Source organism: Brenneria uluponensis (assembly GCF_032395385.1).
GTDB classification, from domain to species: domain Bacteria; phylum Pseudomonadota; class Gammaproteobacteria; order Enterobacterales; family Enterobacteriaceae; genus Prodigiosinella; species Prodigiosinella aquatilis.
In genome coordinates this window covers 4312786-4328469 of sequence record NZ_CP135917.1, presented here as the reverse complement: position 1 = coordinate 4328469, position 15684 = coordinate 4312786, and the positions used below count along the sequence as shown (strand labels likewise).

The following is a 15684-nucleotide window of genomic DNA, read 5'->3' as shown; positions in this document are numbered from 1 at the left end:
TGACTCTTTTATTTTAAGAATATATTACTGAATAGGCATTATTACCTAGTGGTGATTAGCGACTATTTAGGTGAATAGATTAAAACTCTATCATTAAGCGGGTAAGTATATAGGGAGTAGTGTTGAGTAAAGTAGATTATTTTAACTCCCGCAGTAGGTGTATATAACTGCATGCTTAAACCGCATGAATCCGCATGATCCAGATTGCGCAAGAAATCATACCCGCCGCCAGTACCACTGCGCTTTCCACTGGATCATGCACCTGCATGAAAACCATTACACGAAGCGGGCAGGCGTGGCGGGGCCATGATTGCGCGCAAGGCATTCTAAGGTGAAATTCTGTTTCAAGATCTACATCCCATTTTACTTTTAAATCATTAGATACTCTTATGATAATAATGGTTATATGGAGATATATATGGCGTATCAAGTTGAAGCCGTTTGTCCTTGCTGTAAGACGGTTGCAAGTGGCGATTTGAATAAAATTGAGGAAGTATTTGGGTTTCGTACTGTTGATGGCGAAAGATTGATCCCACAATCATATTGTCGTAATTGCCGCCGATTAAAGTGTTCACCCAACGATAAACGTTGTGGAGCATAAAATATAAAAAAGCCGCTTTTAGCGGCTTTTTGCAATTAGTACGTTACATAGCGACATTATGAAGAGGGAAGTAAGACAGAGATCCCCCCATCATCGACGTCCAACTGATAAGCCTCGAATCTTATAACCTCTTCCCCTATCCACGTATTTAGCTCAAGCATTTGGCGCTGCAGTGGTATCAACTCATTCCGCACAAACACCTTGCTGGCCTTCTCCACATCCCCGAACCCGCCGACGTTACTCGGCATGATCCCCATCATCTGCGGCGGTACGCGCTGGGCGGCTAGCATATCGTCACGGGATACATTCTTGATATTCAAAAACTCATCCTTCGCTGCCACTTCCGACAACGGGATCACCTGAATGCCGTCTTTCTTACCATTCGGCGCATACATAAACAGATTACGGAAATTGCCCGGCCCTTTGGCATTCTTCATTGCCTGACGAATATTATCGACATCGGTCTGCGTCTGGGCTGCGTCGCTCATATACAGAATAAATCCGGCATGACTGCCATTAAGGTAATACTTACGACGGAACAGCGTTGCCGACTCATTCAGCAACGTAGAGGGAATAGCGGAGAGGTATTCCGGCAGGCCGTAAATCTCCTGATTCAAATCCGGTTCCATCAGGTGAAACACGCTGCCCGGCTCAAAAGCATAAGGCTGGCTGTTATAGCCGTAGCGGGCAAACCAATAGGTATCCAGATCCAACCCACGCCGGGTATATTTCGCCAGTATCGGTTCCAGCGCCAGAATACCGCCCAGACGGTTGGTGCGTTTCTCCAGATAAGCATTACCGAAAACCAGATAATCCTGCACAAAACGGCTAAACGCCTGCTGACTTAACAGCTTGTGCGGGATAAAAGTGCTGGTCAGAATGTTGCGTTTAACAAAAATCGGCGAACTGTGATGTACCGCTGCCCGGAACGTTCGTGCCAGTCCATCAAAGCTGATCGGCGGTTCATACCATCGATCCATCTGTACGCACTCGACATAATCCAGTAATTCCCGCCGGTCCAGCACCGGGATCGGGTCACCAAAGGTAAAAGCTTCTACGCCCGGCGTCACCGGAGCGGTCAGGGTAGTCGTTTGCGGTTGGGGCTTGCGGCGTTTCGCCATTAGAAAATCTCCACGATGTTATTACTGTTGGCATTTTCACCTTCCAACGGTTCATTAAACAGGGCATGCATGGTGGCCCACGCCAGATCCGCATGGCTGGCTTCCTCGCTGCGACTCGCTTCATAAGTCGGACGGTTACCGCTGGCGGTAACGGCCTTGCGGATGGACATAAAAGATTGCGCGATATCGGTGTTACCGGCGTCGAATTCCAGCCGACGATGGCTGATCACGTCGTAGGCTTTCAGCACCAGGGCGTTTTTGACATTAGGGTTGTAAACGAACTCCCGCACTGCCGGGAAAAACGACTTTACATTCTGGTAGACACCGAGGCCGACGCCGGTCGAGTCGATACCGATATAGGTCACGTTATACTGTTCAGTCAGTTTCTTGATGGCGTCAGCCTGGGCGCGAAAATCCATCCCACGCCATTGGTGGCGCTCCAGAATGCGAAATTTACCGCCTGGTACTATCGGTGGCGCGATCACCACGCACCCGGCGCTGTCACCATTTTGCGTACCTTTTGCCGGGTCGTAGCCAATCCATACCGGACGCCAGCCAAAGGGCCGCAACATCAGCGGCTGGAAATCCTCCCACACCTCCCAACTATCCACCATGCACGCCTGCATATCAGACAGCGGGAAGACCGACGCCAGATCGTCGATAAATTTACACATCAGCAGGTTTTGATAATCTGTCGGGCTGTATTCCAGCCGCAACTGGTCTAGGTCGAACAGATTGCAGCCACCGCGCACCGCATCTTCCACGGTGACAATCTGGCGATATTGACCATCCGGACAGAGCACACCTCTTGCAAGGTGTGAATGGGTCAGGTCGATATCAATTCGGTCCGACTTGGCGCGGCCACGGTTGAACAACGCGCCAGACCAGAACGGATACGCGCTATGTGTCAGGCTGGATGGCGTAGAAAAATAGGTCTGTCGCCATTTTTTGTGTAGCGCCATCCCTGATGCGACTTTGCGCAGTTCCTGAAATTTAGGGATCCAGAAATATTCATCCAGATAAAGATTGCCGTGATAACTCTGCGCAGTACGGGCGTTGGTGCCGAGGAAATACAATGTTGCCCCGTTACTGAGCGTCATCGGATCGCCCTTAAGTTCCACACCCACTTCACGGGCAAATTCGATGATGTACTGTTTGAAAACGTGAGCCTGTGCCTTGCTGGCTGACAGAAATATTTGGTTACGGCCAGTGATCAGCGCGTCAATCAAGGCTTCACGGGCGAAATAGTAGGTCGCTCCAATCTGGCGGGATTTCAGCAGGTTGCGAATGCGGTGCATCATGCCCGCTTGCTGCCACACGCGCTGATAGTCAAACAGGCCATCACGGAAAATATTTTCCAGCTTCTCGATCTGCTCGTCGCTGAACAGGTTCTTTTCCGGTGCTTTGCGCGGGCCGTTGTTCCGGCTGGCGATATTAGGGTTTAAATCTGCCTCATTGCCGCCGTTTTGATATTTATTGATGCGGGCGTGTCGTTCCGACTGCCGGGCCAGCAGGTCGATTTCCTTAAAATCTTTCCCCTCCTTCTGCGGTTTCATAATCAACTGGCAGTAACGCGCCGCCGTGGTCAGTTGCATCTGATCCAGTGGGCCGTAATCGCCCCACTTGTCGCGCTTCTTCCAACTGTGTACGGTGGCGGGTTTCTCACCCAGCATTTCGGCAATGCGAGCAATGCGTAATCCCTGGAACCACAGGAACATGGCCTGACGGCGGGGATCGAGGTCGGTGTTTTGTGCTGTCGTTTCCATGCCGCCAGACTACGGCCCACCGCAACGCCTTTCCGCTCTCGCCGATTGTGTCCCACGCTGCACAATGCCCGTGCGTTGTTTCCTCTGCCCCATCCCCGCGACCATAAAGGCTCTGATTTGACTAAACCCCGACTGGAGCCTGTCACATGGCAAAAAAAGCAAAGCGTTTTCGTATCGGCGTGGAAGGTGCCACGACTGACGGGCGCAACATCGAGCGTACCTGGCTGGAACAGATGGCCACGAATTACGATCCGGTCTATAGCACTGCTCTGATTAATATGGAACACATCAAAGGTATCCTCCCGGATAGCCCCTTCCGCCGTTATGGTCGTGTTACTGGCCTGACAGCAGAGGAAATCAAAGACGGTAAACTGGCTGGGAAAATGGGGCTGTACGCCGATATCGAACCAACCGAAGACTTGATCACCATGACCCAGAAAGGGCAAAAGGTATTCACGTCTATGGAAATTAACCCCAAGTTTGCTGGCAGCGGAGAAGCCTATCTGGAAGGGCTAGCCGTTACCGATGATCCGGCCAGCCTCGGTACTGAACTACTGACCTTCAGTGCAGGTGCAAAACACAACCCACTGGCAAAGCGCAAGAATTCCCCCGACAACCTGTTTTCAGCCGCTGAAGAAACGCTGATCGAATTCGAAGACCTGGACGACGAAAAACCGTCATTGTTCAGCCGAATTTCTACCCTATTCGCCAAAAAGCAAACCTCTGACGATGCGCGATTTAACGACGTTCATCAGGCGGTGGAGCTGGTCGCACAGGAACAGCAGGCACTGGCGGAACAAATCAGCGCCTTTTCTGACCAGAAAACCCGCCTCGACACGCTGGAAACCCAACTGAACGCCCAGACCAATGACCTCAAGGCGTTAACGGAAACCCTGAGCCAGCAGGATCGCAATCCGTCGTTCCGTCAACGTGCCACCGGTGGCGCTACGCCGTCCGTTATCCTCACCGATTGCTAAGGAATTTCTGACCTCATGAAAAATGAAACCCGCTTTAAATTTAATGCGTTCTTGCAACAACTGGCGCAGTTAAACAACGTACCGCTGGAAAACATCAGTACGAAATTTAACGTTGAACCGTCCGTCAGCCAGACACTGGAAGACAAAATTCAGGAATCCTCGGCCTTCCTGCAACTGGTTAACATCATCCCGGTGGATGAACAGTCCGGCGAAGTGCTGGGGCTGGGCGTAGGTTCCACTATTGCTGGCACTACCGATACCACCAAGCAAGAGCGTGAACCCACCGACCCGACGTATATCGACGGAACCGGCTACAAGTGTACTCAGACCAACTTTGATACCGCGCTAACCTACGCCAAGCTTGACCTGTGGGCCAAATTTCAGGATTTCCAGACCCGTATCCGCAATGCGATTGTTACCCGCCAGGCGTTGGATCGCATCATGATTGGGTTTAATGGCGTGAAGCGGGAAAAGACCTCCAGTCGTGTGCAATATCCACTATTGCAGGATGTCAATATCGGCTGGCTGGAAAAAATCCGACAGGAGGCCCCCGCCCACATTATCAGCAATATTGTGGATGAAGACGGGACCGTCATTTCCGAAACAATCCGCGTGGGCGAAAACGGTGACTTCAATAATCTGGACGCCCTGGTGATGGCCGCCGTGGATGAAAAAATCGCCGTTCAGTACCAGGACGATACCGAACTGGTAGTGATTTGTGGTCGTGGCCTGCTGGCTGACAAATACTTCCCGCTGGTTAACAAGGAACAACCCAACAGTGAAGTGCTGGCCGCGGACCTGATTATCAGCCAGAAACGCATGGGCGGATTGCAGGCAGTACGCGCACCGTTCTTCCCGGCTAATGCCCTGCTGATTACCCGTCTCGATAATCTGTCTATCTATTGGCAGGACGGCACCCGCCGTCGCGCCATCATTGATAATCCGAAACGTGATCGCATTGAAAACTTTGAGTCAGTGAATGAAGCCTACGTTATCGAAGATTACGACTGCACCTGTCTGGTAGAAAACATCGCTCTGGGAAAAGTTGAAGCCCAGTCTGCGACCGTAACACCTGCCGCTACCGAGGAGTAAGCATGGCGCTTAACCCTTTTCAGCGACATACGCGTTACATCCAAGCACAACAGGCCGCCCGTTCAGGCGGCACTACCCGACATGCCTCCGGCTATGAACAGATGCTGATGCAACTGACCGAAGATCAGCATCACCTGAAACGCATTCAGTCGAAAGAAAAAAAAGCCGAACTGAAACGCCAGTTACTACCTAAGTATGCCCCCTGGGTGGCGGGCGTACTGGCAGCGAAGAGCCATCGGCAAGATGACGTACTGATGCACATCATGGTCTGGCGCATTGATGCAGGCGACTACACCGGGGCGTTGGCGCTTGCTCGTCATGCATTAACCCATGACTGGGTGATGCCCCGCCCCTACACCCGACAAACCGCCTGTACCGTGGCAGAAGAATTCGCCGACGCCGCTATGCGAGCCTTTGTGGCGCAGAAAGATTTTGATGCTGACGTGCTGATGACGGCGCTGACGCTAACCGACAGTGCCGACATGCCGGATGAATCCCGCGCACGCCTGCATAAGGCGCTGGGCTATGCGTTACGCGCCGCGTCCCCGATGCAGGCGCTCAATCACTTGAAACGGGCTTTGCAACTTAACCAAAACAGTGGCGTGAAAAAAGACATTGAACAGTTGGAACGCCAACTGCGCAACGCCAGTAGCGCCGGATAACCGAACGTGCCCACGCGCAGGGCGGCACGGGGTAGCGACAGGCTATCAGCCGCATCAAAACCCCGTCCACCGCCCACCTATTCAGAGGATGCCATGAATTTTATTGCACCTGAGTCCATGCCGGGCCAGCCGGATGTCATCAAAAATACCAGCTTTTGGCCCGATCTTAATCTGGCCGATTTTCGCAATGTGATGCGGACTGACGGCACGGTCACACAGGAACGGCTACGCCCGACAGTGCTGACCGCCATTTCCGAAGTTAACGCCGAACTGTACGAATGGCGACAGCAACAACAAACCGCCGGTTACACCACGTTGGCTGACGTACCCGCCGAGCAGTTGGATGGTGAAAGCGAACGTGTCCAGCTCTACCGCCGCGCGGTGTGGTGCTGGGCGCGGGCCAATCTCACCGAACGTTACCGCGACTATGACACCACCGCGTCGGGCAACAAACGCGCCGACGCGTTGGATCCGGCCATTGATGATTTATGGCGGGATGTTCGCTGGGCCTTAAGCCGTCTGCAAGCGCTGTCGCACATGATTGTCGAGCTGATTTAATGAAAATCCGGGCGCAGCAATACGACACCGTTGATGCGCTGTGCTGGCGTTACTACGGACGCACCGACGGCATGACCGAACAGGTTTTACTGGCGAATCCAGGGCTGGCTGATGTCGGCCCCATTCTGCCGCACGGTCTGGAAGTCGATATGCCGGAGGTCGTCGCTGCGCCCACACAGCAAACTGTTCAACTCTGGGATTAATTTATGAACGAAACCGATAAAAGTCTTATTTCCCTGTTCATCATTGGCGTGCTGATTGCGGTCGGCAAGGTACTGGCCGGTGGTGAGTCCATCACCTTCCGGCTGTTTGTGGGCCGCATCTTGTTGGGCGGCTTTGTCTCCATGATTGCTGGAGTGGCACTGGTGCAATTCCCCGACCTGTCGCCACTGGCAATCAATGGTATCGGGGCCGCGCTGGGGATTGCTGGTTATCAGACTATCGAGCTGTTGATCCAGCGTCGTGCCCGCCAAATGAGTGACAAAACGGATAGCCAGGAGAAACCCGATAATGAGTAATCACCCGAACGTGATCGCCTTTCTGACCATGCTGGCTTTTTCTGAGGGAACGGCTAACCACCCGTTAACCCGCAATCGGGGCTATGACGTGGTAGTGACGGGCATTGATGGCAAACCGGAGATTTTTACCGACTATAGCGATCACCCGTTTGCCAACGGTCGTCCGGCCAAAGTGTTTAACAAACAGGGGCAACGCTCCAGTGCCGCCGGGCGTTATCAGCAGTTATACCGCTACTGGCCACACTACAAAGCACAGTTGACCTTGCCCGATTTTGGCCCGGCCTCACAAGATGCGCTGGCAGTTCAGCTTATCCGCGAACAGCGGGCACTGGATGATGTGATCGCCGGACGTATCGCTTGTGCCATCACCCAGTGCCGTAATATCTGGGCATCCTTGCCGGGGGCTGGATATGGTCAGCATGAGCATGGTTTTGAACGGCTAGTTGCCTTTTATCAACAGGCAGGAGGAAAGCTGGCATGAGTATATTGCGGGCAGGGCTGGTTATTGGGGCAGTGGCGGCGGTGCTGATTGCTGGATTGGGGTTGCAGTCATGGCGCTTGCACAATGCCCAACAACTGACGATCCAACAGGCAAAAACACTGTCGGTACAAGAGACGGCGCTAACTGAGAAAAACAGTCAATTGAAAAGCGTCGCTGAACAGGCCGAACACAATAATCAGGAGCAGGCCCGATTACGGGCGCTGGCTAATGAGAACCAGGCGGCGTTGTCTGCCCGGCAGAAAACCATAGAGAGGTTAAAACGTGAGAATGCAGAACTTAAACGCTGGGCTGATACCCCTTTGCCTGCTGATATTGTCCGGTTGCGCCAGCGTCCCGTCCTCACCGGCGGTCACGCTTACCGTGAATGGCTGTCCCAGTCTAACGCCGTGCCGGTTTCCGGCAGCCAGCCCACAGACCAACGGCGAACTCAATAATCAACTGGATGAAACCGAAGCGGCGCTGGCAGATTGCGCCGATCAGGTAGACATCACGATAGCTTGTCAGGAACGCGCACATGCAGAAACCGCACTCCCTACGAAACGCACTGACTAATGCCGTTCAACACTTGCGGGAAAACCCGGAGTGCCTGCATATTTTTGTCGATAACGGCACGGTAGTCAGCACGCTGGTCCCCTCGTTGTCATGGGAATACCGCTACACCCTGAACATTGTTGTGACTGATTTTGCCGGTGACCAGAATTTGCTCATCGCGCCTATCCTGCACTGGCTGCGAGAGAATCAACCGGACATAATGGCGAGCCCGGATAACCGGGAAAAAGGGTTTACCTTTGAAGTGGACATACTTAATCATCAGGCGTGTGATATCAGCATTGACCTGAAACTCACCGAACGTATTCAGGTTCAGGAGCAGGGCGGCAATCAGGTGGTCGCGGCGTTGCCCGAGCCCGGCGACCCCGAGGAATACTGGACGCTAAAACATGGATGACTTGCACCAGGTTGAAGGCTGGCTGTCGGCTCTGCTGACAAAGCTGGCCCCGGCCGAGCGTAAGAAACTGATGCGGGAGATTGCCCGCGACCTGCGCAAACAACAGCAAGACCACATCCGGTTACAGCAGAACCCGGACGGCACCACGTTTGAAGCCCGACGGGTTTCCGCTCGAACTAAACCTGGTCGTATCCGGCGGCAGATGTTCAGCAAGCTGCGTACTGCCAAATACCTGAAGGCCACCGCCACGGCAGACGTGGCCGAAGTTGGTTTTTCCGGTGCGGTACAACGCATTGCCCGCGTACATCACTATGGGTTACGGGATAAGGTGCGGGAACGCGGGCCAGTCACGAAGTATCCGGCCCGGCAGTTGCTGGGGATGAATGACCACGAAAGAGAAAAAATTAACGTACTGCTTCAACGATGGTTAGCGCGATAACTTATGCCACCTGTTTTTTTTCTGCCTCTTTCTTGGCCAGTAACACATTCAGTGTGGTAACGCGACCAATCTCTTCTTGAGCACGCCTATCGTTTTGAACTTCCCACAAATCGACATTCATTTGCAGATTAAGCCAGAAATCAACGGACGTATCGAAGACCTTGGCCAGACGAAATGCCATATCAACGGTCAGCTTACGGTTATTGTTCACCAATGCACTTACGGTGTTGCGATGCACATTCAGCATGTCAGCCAAATCATTGATTTTTAGGCCGCAGGGTTCCAGATATTCATACAGTAAAATATCCCCTACGGTTGTTGGTTTACGTGTCGCTTGCATATGTCATCCTCAGCGGTTACTACATTTGTTCATTACTGTGATATCAGGCTATCCGCCAATCATCATTTGTGTTTTTTATACGTATGAGCATCCAGGTACAGATCATAAGCTTTCCCCTCATACCATTTAAAAATTAACCGGTACTGCTCATTCACCCGGATAGATGAATACTCACCCAATGGCGGATTTAATACTTCATATCGGTTTCCCGGCGGAGAACGAAGATCACGATGGCTTATCGCTGCATTGATAATATCCAGTTTTCTCGCCATCGAAGATTCGATACCCGCAGGGATTTTCTTATGTGGCGTTCCATATAGAAAAAAATCCTCAAGCCACTGATCCCGGAAACTGTCGATGCTTCTCTTCTGCATCTCTCACCTTATCGTCCTTACTGATGAATGGCTTAAATTATAACGCACAGTGGCACTGTGCACAAGTGCATTTCTATGCATGTATCACCCTCCGCACAATAGCCCGCCCGTGATGTGTCGTTTCATCGCTGGCAGGCTATCTCCATGAATGCAGAAACTACCGAAATCATGCGCCTGTTGCTGAACCTGATCCGGGTTGGCGTCGTTATCGACGTCGATTCTGATAACTGGTTATGCCGGGTACAAACCGGCGAATTGCAAACCGGCTGGCTGAACTGGCTAACAACCCGCGCCGGAACGTCCCGCACCTGGTGGAAACCTTCACCGGGGGAACAAGTGTTGTTACTGAGCATCGGCGGCGAACTGACTACGGCCTTTGTGCTACCCGCGATTTTCTCCAGTGAGAATCCGCCGCCGTCCGTATCTGATGATGCGCTGGTGACTATCTTCCCCGATGGTGCTCGCTTTGAGTATGAGCCAGCATCCGGCCAGTTGCTGATTGATGGCGTAAAACACGTGGTGCTGAACGCGGACACGCTCACACTTAATGCAGCGGTGACCATCAACGGCCCGGTCATCCAGCAGGGTGGCGCTATGTCGTCAAATGGCGTCGTGGTGCATACCCATCAGCACCGTGGTGTACAGACCGGCGGCAGCAATACCGGAGGGCCAGTGTAATGCGCTACCTCGGCATGAATCAGCAAAGCGGTGAACGCATCAGCGATGCCGCGCATATCCGTCAGTCGGTCCGCGACATTCTGATCACGCCAGTAGGCACCCGGCTGGCCCGGCGTGAGTACGGTTCACTGGTCTTTGACCTGCTGGACCAGCCACAAAATGCCGCCACGCGCTTACAAGTCATGTCCGCTATTTACACCGCGCTGAACCGCTGGGAACCACGCCTGCGGTTAACGTCGGTTCAGTTGCAAAGCGCCTTTGACGGCAGCATGGCCGCTGATGTCACCGCCGAACTGGTCAGCGGCCAGCCGGTGAATTTATCCGTATCGTTGGGGAATACCTGATGAGTGTGATTGATTTATCGCAATTGTCCGCACCGGAGATTGTCACGGTGCCGGATTTTGAAACGGTATTCGCTGAACGAAAAGCGGCATTTATTGCCCTCTACCCAACGGATGAGCAGGACGCGGTGGCCGCGACGCTGGCATTAGAATCTGAGCCGGTGGTCAAACTGTTACAGGAAAATGCCTATCGGGAGATCCTGTTACTACAACGCATCAACGAAGCCGCACAGGCGGTGATGGTGGCCTATGCCCTCGGCAGTGATTTAGATCAGTTGGCCGCCAACCATAACGTGCAGCGCCTGACCATTACCCCGGCAGATACCGCCGCTATCCCGCCAGTAGAGGCGGTCATGGAAAGCGATGATGACCTGCGCCAACGCATCCCGGCGGCGTTTGAGGGACTGAGTGTTGCCGGGCCGACCGGTGCCTATGAATTCCACGCCGTCAGCGCCGACGGGCGGGTATCAGATGCCAGCGCGATCAGCCCCTCACCGGCGGAAGTGATCGTCACCGTCTTGTCACGCGAGGGTGACGGCACTGCGGATACCGACCTGCTGGCCGTAGTAGAAACGGCGCTGAATGATGAGTCGGTGCGTCCGGTGGCTGACCGGGTAACGGTGCAATCGGCCACGGCGGTGAACTATGAGATTGACGCCCAGTTATATCTGTATCCGGGGCCGGAAGCCGAACCGGTCCGCATTGCGGCGGAAGAACGTTTGCAGACCTACATTTCCGCCCAGCGTCGCCTTGGGCGTGATATCCGCTTGTCAGCCATTTATGCCGCCCTGCATGTCGAAGGCGTGCAGCGTGTGAACCTGCTGGCCCCACTGGTTGATGTGGTGCTGGACCAGACACAGGCGTCATATTGCACCGGCTGGCAGATAACCATCGGAGGCAGTGATGAATAACACTCTGTTGCCACCGGGTTCGTCCGCATTAGAACGCCGTCTGGCACAGGTGGACGCCACCATCAGCGGGTTACCGGTTCCGATACGCCCGTTATGGAACCCGGATACCTGCCCGACCTCATTTCTTCCCTACCTTGCCTGGGCGTTTTCCGTTGACCGCTGGGATGAGCACTGGCCGGAGAGCGTAAAGCGCCAGGCGATAAAAAATGCGTTTTTTATTCATAAACACAAAGGCACACTCGGCGCATTACGGCGTGTCGTGGAGCCATTCGGCTACCTGATCCGCATCACCGAATGGTGGCAGACCGGCGACGCCCCCGGCACCTTCCGGCTGGATATTGGCGTGCAGGACAATGGCATTACCGAGGAAACCTTTCTTGAGCTGGAGCGACTGATTGCCGACGCCAAACCGCTCAGCCGTCACCTGTTGGGTCTCTCCATCAATCTGGATGCCAGCGGAGATCTACCGGTGTCGGCCAGCAGTTACGGCGGCGATGAACTGACGGTGTACCCCTATTTTCCTGAAACCCTGACCATCTCTGGCGCGGATGTGCACGGGGTGGCTCTTCATCTGACTGATAATGTGAGCGTAACCGCATGAGTACCAAATATTTTGCACTGTTGACCCACATTGGTGCGGCACGACTGGCAAATGCCACCATGCTGGGTGGTCATCTGAATATTACCCATATGGCCGTTGGCGATGGCGGCGGAACATTACCCACCCCCGACCCGGCACAAACCGAACTGATTGGCGAAAAGCGCCGAGCGCCGCTCAATTCGCTGACCGTTGATGCCAATAACAGCAACAATATTATTGCCGAACAGGTGATATCGGAAAATGAAGGCGGCTTCTGGATCCGGGAAATCGGGCTGTATGACGCTGACGATAATCTGATTGCCATCGCCAACTGCCCGGAAACCTACAAACCGCAGTTACAGGAAGGTTCCGGACGTATCCAGACCGTGCGCATGATTTTGATTGTCAGCAACACGGAGGCGGTGACGCTGAAAATTGACCCGGCGGTGGTGTTGGCCACACGTCAATATGTTGATAACGCGGTTATTGAGGTAAAAACCTATACCGACAGCCAGCTAGCGGCGCATGTTGCCGCGGCCAATCCACATCTGCAATACGCTCCGATTAACAGCCCAGTATTGACCGGAACACCAACGGCGCCGACGCCAGCACAAGCGACAAACAGCACACAGATTGCCACCACAGCCTTTGTTCGGTCTGTCGTCGAAGATTTTTCCGAATCATTTAAAAGTTTGCTGGCCGACAATGGATATCAAGTGCTGCCGAGCGGCTTGATTCTGCAATGGGGAACACTATCCATGACCTCAACGTCTGCCAATACGTACACAATATTACCGTTTTTGTTTCCGATCACGTTCCCTGCTGCACTGTGTTCGATATCGGGCTCGATCCGGACAGGGCTGGCGGGTGATTCGTATACCAGCTTCTCGTTTGAGAAAGCAACCAATGCGGGGGCTACGTTGTATTACACTACTGCTGGAACCGACATGTTTCCGACCATAAACTGGATGGCTGTGGGGTACTGATAATGCCATATTATTCAAAATCTACGGGTGGATTTTATACAAAAGCCGTTCACGGCAATGTGATGCCGGCTGATGTGGTTGAAATTAACACGGCCTACTATCAACAATTATTAAACGAACAATCTAATGGAAACGTCATCCAGTTCAATGATGCGGCTGAACAGCCCATCGCTGTACAACCTCCTAGGCTGTCAACAGCAGAATTGGCCGCAGCGGCAGTGAAAACAGCAGAGAATGAATTACTGAGCCGTCGCGCAACCGCTAACACCCGTATCGCGGAACTCACCTATGCGGTGGCTCTGGCTCTGGCAACCGACGAGGAAAAAGCGGCCTTGACCGACTGGAAAAAATACGTGGTATTACTGAGTCGCATCGATACCGCTACCGCGCCGAATATCGACTGGCCGACGGTGCCGGAGAACTAACCCCAGCGCCGTGGTTTGTGCCGAGCGCGACACAAACCTTGTGCTGTCCTTCACACAAGGAGCGATTAATGCACAGTCGCCCCGGTCACATCACCATAACGGTTACTCACTCACCGGAGAACCGTTTATGGCAACTGATTACCATCACGGTGTGCGTGTCGTTGAAGTCAACGAAGGCACTCGCACCATTACCACCGTATCGACAGCGATTATCGGCCTGGTCTGTACCGCCGACGATGCCGACGCGGCAACCTTTCCGCTCAATAAACCGGTATTGATCACCGATGTTTTGACAGCCAGTGGCAAGGCGGGTGGATCCGGCACGCTGGCTCACTCACTGGATGCCATCGGTGACCAGGCAAAGCCCGTTACGGTAGTGGTGCGTGTCGCCCAGGGCGAGAGCGAAGCCGAAACCACCACGAACATCATCGGCGGCGTGACGTCCGACGGCAAGAAAACCGGAATGAAAGCATTGCAGGCCGCCCAGGCCCAACTGGGGGTAAAACCGCGTATTCTCGGCGTGCCGGGGCATGACAACCAGGCAGTATCAGCAGAGCTCGCGAGTATCGCGCAGAGTCTGCGTGCCTTTGCCTACATCAGCGCCTACGGTTGCAAGACAGTGGAAGAGGCCATCGCCTACCGCGACAATTTTAGTCAGCGTGAACTGATGCTGATTTGGCCGGATTTTATCGCCTGGGATACCACAACCAGTGCCGACACCACCGCTTATGCTACCGCCCGTGCGCTGGGGCTGCGTGCCAAACTGGACGAACAAACTGGCTGGCACAAAACCCTGTCCAACGTCGGCGTGAACGGCGTCACCGGCATTTCTGCGGATGTGTTCTGGGATTTGCAAGACCCGGCCACCGACGCCGGTCTGCTGAACCAGAATGAAGTCACTACGCTGATCCGCAAAGACGGCTTCCGCTTCTGGGGTTCCCGCACCTGTTCAGACGATCCGTTATTCGCCTTTGAAAACTACACCCGCACCGCACAGGTACTGGCTGACACCATGGCCGAGGCTCACATGTGGGCCGTGGATAAACCGCTAAATCCCTCACTGGCCCGCGACATTATCGAAGGTATACGCGCCAAGATGCGTGAACTGACGGCACAGGGTTATTTGCTGGGTGGTGACTGCTGGATTGATGACACCGTAAACGATAAGGACACCCTGAAAGCGGGCAAGCTCTCTATTGACTACGACTACACGCCAGTGCCGCCACTGGAAAACCTGATGCTGCGCCAACGCATCACTGACAGTTATCTGATCGACTTTACCAGCCAGGTGAACAGCTAAGGAGCAACATGGCATTACCACGCGTACTGAAATATCTGAACCTGTTTAACGACGGCAACAACTGGCTGGGGATTGTGGAGTCATTCACCCAGCCCAAGCTGACCCGCAAGTTTGAGAAATACCGCGGCGGCGGCATGTCCGGGGCCGCAGATATCGACATGGGGCTGGATGATGGCGCACTCGAGGCTGAGTGGCAAATTGGTGGAATGGAGCCGCTGATTTACAAGCAGTTGGGAACCGTGAAAGCCGACGGTGTCCCGCTCCGCTTTACGGCCTCCATCCAGCGTGACGACACGGGCGAGGTGTGGGCAGTAGAAATCGCGCTCCGGGGCCGTCACAAAGAAATCGACAGCGGCGAATACAAACAGGGCGAAAAACCGACAACCAAGATTTCAACCGTCTGCACCTACTACAAGCTGACCGTCAACGGTGAGGTGCTGGTAGAAATCGACCTGCTGAACATGATTGAAAACATTGGCGGTGAAGACCGGCTGGAGGAACACCGCGCTGCCATTGGCCTGTAATACCGACGCCGCACAGACGAAACGGCCTGTGCGTTCAGATATC

The 15684-nt window shown here is 53.8% G+C and carries 22 protein-coding genes and 1 pseudogene; 19 read left to right on the top strand and 4 right to left on the bottom strand.

The features are described 5' to 3' along the window. Nucleotides 1–657: 657 nt before the first annotated feature. Nucleotides 658–1722: a phage portal protein gene (locus RS889_RS20110; protein ID WP_315708497.1), complete on the bottom strand. Its 1065-nt coding sequence runs from the start codon at nucleotides 1720–1722 to the stop codon at nucleotides 658–660. After that, nucleotides 1722–3488: a terminase ATPase subunit family protein gene (locus RS889_RS20105; RefSeq protein ID WP_315708496.1), complete on the bottom strand. Its 1767-nt coding sequence runs from the start codon at nucleotides 3486–3488 to the stop codon at nucleotides 1722–1724. The genes RS889_RS20110 and RS889_RS20105 overlap by 1 nt, the downstream gene beginning before the upstream one ends. 146 nt (nucleotides 3489–3634) lie before the next feature. On the opposite strand from RS889_RS20105, the gene RS889_RS20100 reads away from it, so the two are divergent. From RS889_RS20100 to RS889_RS20050, 11 genes and pseudogenes are all read left to right on the top strand, one after another. Beyond that, nucleotides 3635–4465 carry a GPO family capsid scaffolding protein gene (locus tag RS889_RS20100; protein WP_315708495.1) on the top strand — a complete coding sequence of 277 codons (831 nt, stop codon included), beginning with the start codon at nucleotides 3635–3637 and terminating at the stop codon, nucleotides 4463–4465. A gap of 15 nt (nucleotides 4466–4480) precedes the next feature. Next, entirely contained in the window at nucleotides 4481–5557 is a 1077-nt protein-coding gene (locus RS889_RS20095; RefSeq protein WP_315708494.1) for a phage major capsid protein, P2 family, read from the top strand. A 2-nt stretch (nucleotides 5558–5559) separates the two neighbouring features. Continuing rightward, nucleotides 5560–6219 carry a phage terminase small subunit gene (gpM, locus tag RS889_RS20090; protein WP_315708493.1) on the top strand — a complete coding sequence of 220 codons (660 nt, stop codon included), beginning with the start codon at nucleotides 5560–5562 and terminating at the stop codon, nucleotides 6217–6219. A 93-nt stretch (nucleotides 6220–6312) separates the two neighbouring features. Then, nucleotides 6313–6777 carry a head completion/stabilization protein gene (locus RS889_RS20085; RefSeq protein ID WP_315708492.1) on the top strand — a complete coding sequence of 155 codons (465 nt, stop codon included), beginning with the start codon at nucleotides 6313–6315 and terminating at the stop codon, nucleotides 6775–6777. Continuing rightward, the gene (locus RS889_RS20080; protein WP_290180240.1) at nucleotides 6777–6980 is read left to right on the top strand and encodes a tail protein X; all 204 of its coding nucleotides are present in this window, start codon (nucleotides 6777–6779) and stop codon (nucleotides 6978–6980) included. Before RS889_RS20085 ends, RS889_RS20080 begins: the two co-directional genes overlap by 1 nt. Before the next feature lie 3 nt (nucleotides 6981–6983). Next, on the top strand, nucleotides 6984–7295 hold the full coding sequence (locus tag RS889_RS20075) for a phage holin family protein (protein ID WP_290180241.1): 312 nt from the start codon (nucleotides 6984–6986) through the stop codon (nucleotides 7293–7295). Next, complete coding sequence (locus RS889_RS20070) at nucleotides 7288–7776, top strand: glycoside hydrolase family 24 protein (RefSeq protein ID WP_290180242.1); 489 nt, start codon at nucleotides 7288–7290, stop codon at nucleotides 7774–7776. Before RS889_RS20075 ends, RS889_RS20070 begins: the two co-directional genes overlap by 8 nt. Continuing rightward, nucleotides 7773–8138 (top strand): annotated as a pseudogene (gene lysB / locus RS889_RS20065) (Rz-like lysis system protein LysB); the annotation flags it as partial. The gene RS889_RS20070 and the pseudogene lysB, both read left to right, overlap by 4 nt. Then, the gene (gene lysC, locus RS889_RS20060; protein WP_290180243.1) at nucleotides 8065–8349 is read left to right on the top strand and encodes an Rz1-like lysis system protein LysC; all 285 of its coding nucleotides are present in this window, start codon (nucleotides 8065–8067) and stop codon (nucleotides 8347–8349) included. The pseudogene lysB and the gene lysC, both read left to right, overlap by 74 nt. Beyond that, nucleotides 8312–8743, top strand: coding sequence for a phage tail protein (locus RS889_RS20055; RefSeq protein WP_315708491.1), 432 nt, complete (start codon nucleotides 8312–8314; stop codon nucleotides 8741–8743). Before lysC ends, RS889_RS20055 begins: the two co-directional genes overlap by 38 nt. Continuing rightward, entirely contained in the window at nucleotides 8736–9182 is a 447-nt protein-coding gene (locus tag RS889_RS20050) for a phage virion morphogenesis protein (protein WP_315708490.1), read from the top strand. Before RS889_RS20055 ends, RS889_RS20050 begins: the two co-directional genes overlap by 8 nt. 1 nt (nucleotide 9183) lies before the next feature. Here RS889_RS20050 and RS889_RS20045 read toward each other — a convergent pair whose 3' ends face one another. Both RS889_RS20045 and RS889_RS20040 read right to left on the bottom strand, forming a co-directional pair. Then, nucleotides 9184–9522, bottom strand: a complete 339-nt coding sequence (locus RS889_RS20045) for a HigA family addiction module antitoxin (RefSeq protein ID WP_315708489.1) — start codon at nucleotides 9520–9522, stop codon at nucleotides 9184–9186. Nucleotides 9523–9584: 62 nt separating this feature from the next. Beyond that, nucleotides 9585–9896, bottom strand: coding sequence for a type II toxin-antitoxin system RelE/ParE family toxin (locus RS889_RS20040; RefSeq protein ID WP_290180247.1), 312 nt, complete (start codon nucleotides 9894–9896; stop codon nucleotides 9585–9587). Between the two features lie 144 nt (nucleotides 9897–10040). On the opposite strand from RS889_RS20040, the gene RS889_RS20035 reads away from it, so the two are divergent. From RS889_RS20035 to RS889_RS20000, 8 genes are all read left to right on the top strand, one after another. Next, the gene (locus RS889_RS20035; RefSeq protein ID WP_315708488.1) at nucleotides 10041–10574 is read left to right on the top strand and encodes a phage baseplate assembly protein V; all 534 of its coding nucleotides are present in this window, start codon (nucleotides 10041–10043) and stop codon (nucleotides 10572–10574) included. Next, entirely contained in the window at nucleotides 10574–10918 is a 345-nt protein-coding gene (locus tag RS889_RS20030) for a GPW/gp25 family protein (protein ID WP_290180249.1), read from the top strand. The genes RS889_RS20035 and RS889_RS20030 overlap by 1 nt, the downstream gene beginning before the upstream one ends. Further along, nucleotides 10918–11826, top strand: a complete 909-nt coding sequence (locus RS889_RS20025; protein WP_315708487.1) for a baseplate assembly protein — start codon at nucleotides 10918–10920, stop codon at nucleotides 11824–11826. The genes RS889_RS20030 and RS889_RS20025 overlap by 1 nt, the downstream gene beginning before the upstream one ends. Next, a complete protein-coding gene (locus RS889_RS20020) occupies nucleotides 11819–12427 on the top strand; it encodes a phage tail protein I (RefSeq protein WP_315708486.1) in 609 nt (202 codons plus the stop codon). Before RS889_RS20025 ends, RS889_RS20020 begins: the two co-directional genes overlap by 8 nt. Continuing rightward, a complete protein-coding gene (locus RS889_RS20015; RefSeq protein WP_315708485.1) occupies nucleotides 12424–13392 on the top strand; it encodes a phage tail protein in 969 nt (322 codons plus the stop codon). The genes RS889_RS20020 and RS889_RS20015 overlap by 4 nt, the downstream gene beginning before the upstream one ends. Nucleotides 13393–13394: 2 nt before the next feature. Next, a complete protein-coding gene (locus RS889_RS20010) occupies nucleotides 13395–13817 on the top strand; it encodes a tail fiber assembly protein (protein WP_315708484.1) in 423 nt (140 codons plus the stop codon). 127 nt (nucleotides 13818–13944) lie between these two features. Continuing rightward, complete coding sequence (locus RS889_RS20005) at nucleotides 13945–15117, top strand: phage tail sheath protein (protein WP_315708483.1); 1173 nt, start codon at nucleotides 13945–13947, stop codon at nucleotides 15115–15117. 8 nt (nucleotides 15118–15125) lie between these two features. Continuing rightward, the gene (locus tag RS889_RS20000) at nucleotides 15126–15641 is read left to right on the top strand and encodes a phage major tail tube protein (protein ID WP_315708482.1); all 516 of its coding nucleotides are present in this window, start codon (nucleotides 15126–15128) and stop codon (nucleotides 15639–15641) included. The last annotated feature ends 43 nt before the right edge of the window (nucleotides 15642–15684 follow it).